Source organism: Shewanella sp. SG41-4 (genome assembly GCF_014164505.1).
Lineage (GTDB): Bacteria > Pseudomonadota > Gammaproteobacteria > Enterobacterales > Shewanellaceae > Shewanella.
The window spans coordinates 1-3131 of the sequence record NZ_JACJFI010000362.1 but is presented as its reverse complement, the minus strand read 5'-3'; the positions used below and the strand labels follow the sequence as shown (position 1 = coordinate 3131).

Sequence of the window (3131 nt, the reverse complement as noted above, 5' to 3'; positions counted from 1 at the left end):
TGATAGCGAATATATTGCTATGACTAAAGGCTTTGGTCCCTTTGACGCCACTGTTGGTGTCGGTTGGGGCTATATAGGCAACCGCGGTAATTTAACCGATACCAACAAATCATCATCTGTCGATTGTAATCGCAATACCGGCTTTAAAGGTAAAGGTGGTAATGTTGACTTTGAACGTTGGTTTAAAGGTTGTAGTGCTATTTTCGCCGGTGTTGAATATCAAACCCCTTGGGACCCTTTACGCATAAAGGTTGAGTACGATGGTAATGACTATAAGTCTGACTTTGCCGCTTTACGTACTGGTAATGAGCTCAAACAAAGTAGCCCAATAAACTACGGTTTGTTGTACAGAGTGAGTAACTGGGGTGATTTCAAACTCAGTTATGAACGCGGTAATACCTGGACTTTAGGGTTTAGTTTAGCCACTAATTTTAATAGCTTAAAATCGAACTGGCGTGACACGCCAAAGCAAGCTATTGAAGATAAACCTGATATGGCCGACCGCAAAGTTGATTTACCTGAATTAAATAAGCAACTCGCTTTTGATGCTGGTTATAAGGGCGCTAAGATTTACATCAAAAATGATCAAGTGACCATAGTTGCGACACAAACAAAATATCGCGACAGAAAAAACGCTCATGATCAAGTAGGACGCATTTTAGCAAACCAGTTTCCAGATGCGAAAACCTTCAACATAATTGAAAGTACGGGTCATTTGCCTACGACAGAAACACAGATTGATGCTAAACAATTTAAAGATGCAGTACAGCACAACTATATTAATGCCAACATTGAAAATAGCACCAAAGTTGTAGAACCTACTTTGCCAACTGAAACGCCGGATTGGGAAACACCCGACCAATGGAACTATGGTTTTGCCCCCAAACTTGTGCAATCTTTTGGTGGTTCAGAAAACTTTTACCTGTTTAATTTTGGTATCAATGGATCTGCCAGCCGCTGGATAACTGACAATATTGAAGTAAGTAGTTCGATGTATATAAACATACTCGATAACTATGACCAGTTTAAATATTTGACTCCACCAGACGGTACTGATTTAAAGCGCGTCAGAACGTTGATTAGACAATACGTGTCGGACAATCCTGTGCGTGTAGATAATCTGCAGTTCACTTGGTTAGATAAATTAAGTGAAAATATCTATGCACAAGCCTATGTTGGTTACTTAGAAATGATGTTTGCTGGCGTGGGTACTGAAGTTCTTTATCGTCCAATGAATAGCGACTGGGCATTTGGGATTGATGCAAACTATGTGAAGCAGCGCGATCCTGATAATATATTTGGCCTTTTTGAAAATGAGATCAATTTTGACCCCGATTCAGGTCGCTATTTCCGAGCTCAAACAGGCACATTCACGGGTCATGCTAGCGTATACTATCAACCAAGCTGGTTCGATGATGTATTGCTTAGGGTCAGTTACGGTCAATACTTAGCAGAAGATCGCGGGGTCACTGTCGATTTTTCTAAACAATTTGATAGCGGCGTCATTGTGGGTGCATTTGCTTCTAAAACTAACTTATCTGCTGAGCAATTCGGTGAAGGTAGTTTTACTAAAGGTTTTTATATCTCAATCCCATTTGATGCAATACTACCAACACCTGTAACCAATCGCGGTAACCTTGCATGGCAACCACTCACGCGAGATGGAGGGCAAAAGCTAGGACGTAAATTTGAACTCTATAGTGGCACTGACGCAAGGGCGCCTTGGCTAAATAAGCCTTCAACAAAGTAAATGCTAATATTGGGATATTAAGTGATTAATATCCCCATATTTAATTAATAGTAGCTTTAAGTGAACCATAACATATACAAATCAATAGACTTACGATTGATAATGGCATTGCTGTCTACTTCAACAAAACTAAAAATATAAAGCTCAAAATATAAAATCAAAAAACTCTATAATAATCCGCTTGAAACCCCCTACCTACCCGTGAACTTGTAGATAGTAACAACAGCAATCAATTCAATTGTTAACTGCAGTTACCATTGTTAGTGCAACACTATCAATAAACCGTCTTGAGTTGATATACTCTGTAAAAGCTCTTACTCCATTCATATTGATGGTTAAGACAATCGTTAACATTTACAATAGTATAAGCCCCATCATCCGATGGAATTGAGTTAATATTTTATCTTTCAGACATTCATATGAAAAAAATCTTAGTCATCAAACACGATAAAATTGGCGATTTTGTACTGACATGGCCAGCACTTTACCTACTCAGAAAAGCGATGCCGGAAGCAGAAATTGATGTATTTGTCGCTACTGTGGTTAAGTATTTTGCTGAAGCCTGCCCATATGTAGATAACACAATTATCGACTCACACGATGATGCTGCCATTGCTGAGCAAATTGCGAAGCAAAATTACGATGCGGTGATCGTGCTGTTATCAGAATTTCGAATTTATAAAATCCTTAGCAAAAGCAATATTCCATATAAATTAGTACCTAAACATAATTGGTATCAATATTTATATAAACATCGGGCAAGCAATGAATACTTAAACAGTGAAGGTTGCTGGCGAGGTGCATGCATGCTGGTAGAGCACTTCTTAACTCATCACGGTTATGCTATTCCTAAACTGCCTTCTAGATTTTGGGATATGAGTGCCCGCAAGGAATATTGGCAGGAATACTACCAAAAGTTAGCTAATGAAAAGCTGATTTTTATTCATCCAGGTACTGGCGGTTCTTCTGGGTGCGTTCCTATAGAAAAACTAGTTAAGCTAATAATAAATATCGATAAAAAGACTCAATCTGCATGTCACTTCATTTTAACATTCAATGGAAGTGAACTGGAGCTTGCAAAAGAAATTCAAACGTTACTGGCCAATACCTCAATTAAAATATCGCTGGCTAAGCCGTTAGACCGTTTGATTGATTTTTCCGAGTCATTAGTCGCAGCAGACATGTTTATTGCAGGCTCCACAGGACCTTTACACATAGCGGGCTTACATACAGTACCCACTGTTGGATTTTACGCAGGAACACGCTCAACACCTCATCTTAGATGGAGAACATTATCTGAGACAAGCAAGCGATTTGCTTATACGCCTCCAGTAGGAAAAAGAACGGGTCGTAATATGGCATTAATCAATTTTGATCAGGT

Annotated in this window: 2 protein-coding genes; both read left to right on the top strand. The window is 39.0% G+C overall.

Annotated elements, in window-relative coordinates; translation table 11 throughout:
- Nucleotides 1–1750 (top strand): YjbH domain-containing protein (locus tag H5202_RS19615; RefSeq protein ID WP_182773545.1); only part of this gene is annotated, 1750 nt, incomplete at its 5' end.
- A 419-nt stretch (nucleotides 1751–2169) separates the two neighbouring features.
- Nucleotides 2170–3131 (top strand): glycosyltransferase family 9 protein (locus tag H5202_RS19610; protein WP_182773544.1); only part of this gene is annotated, 962 nt, incomplete at its 3' end.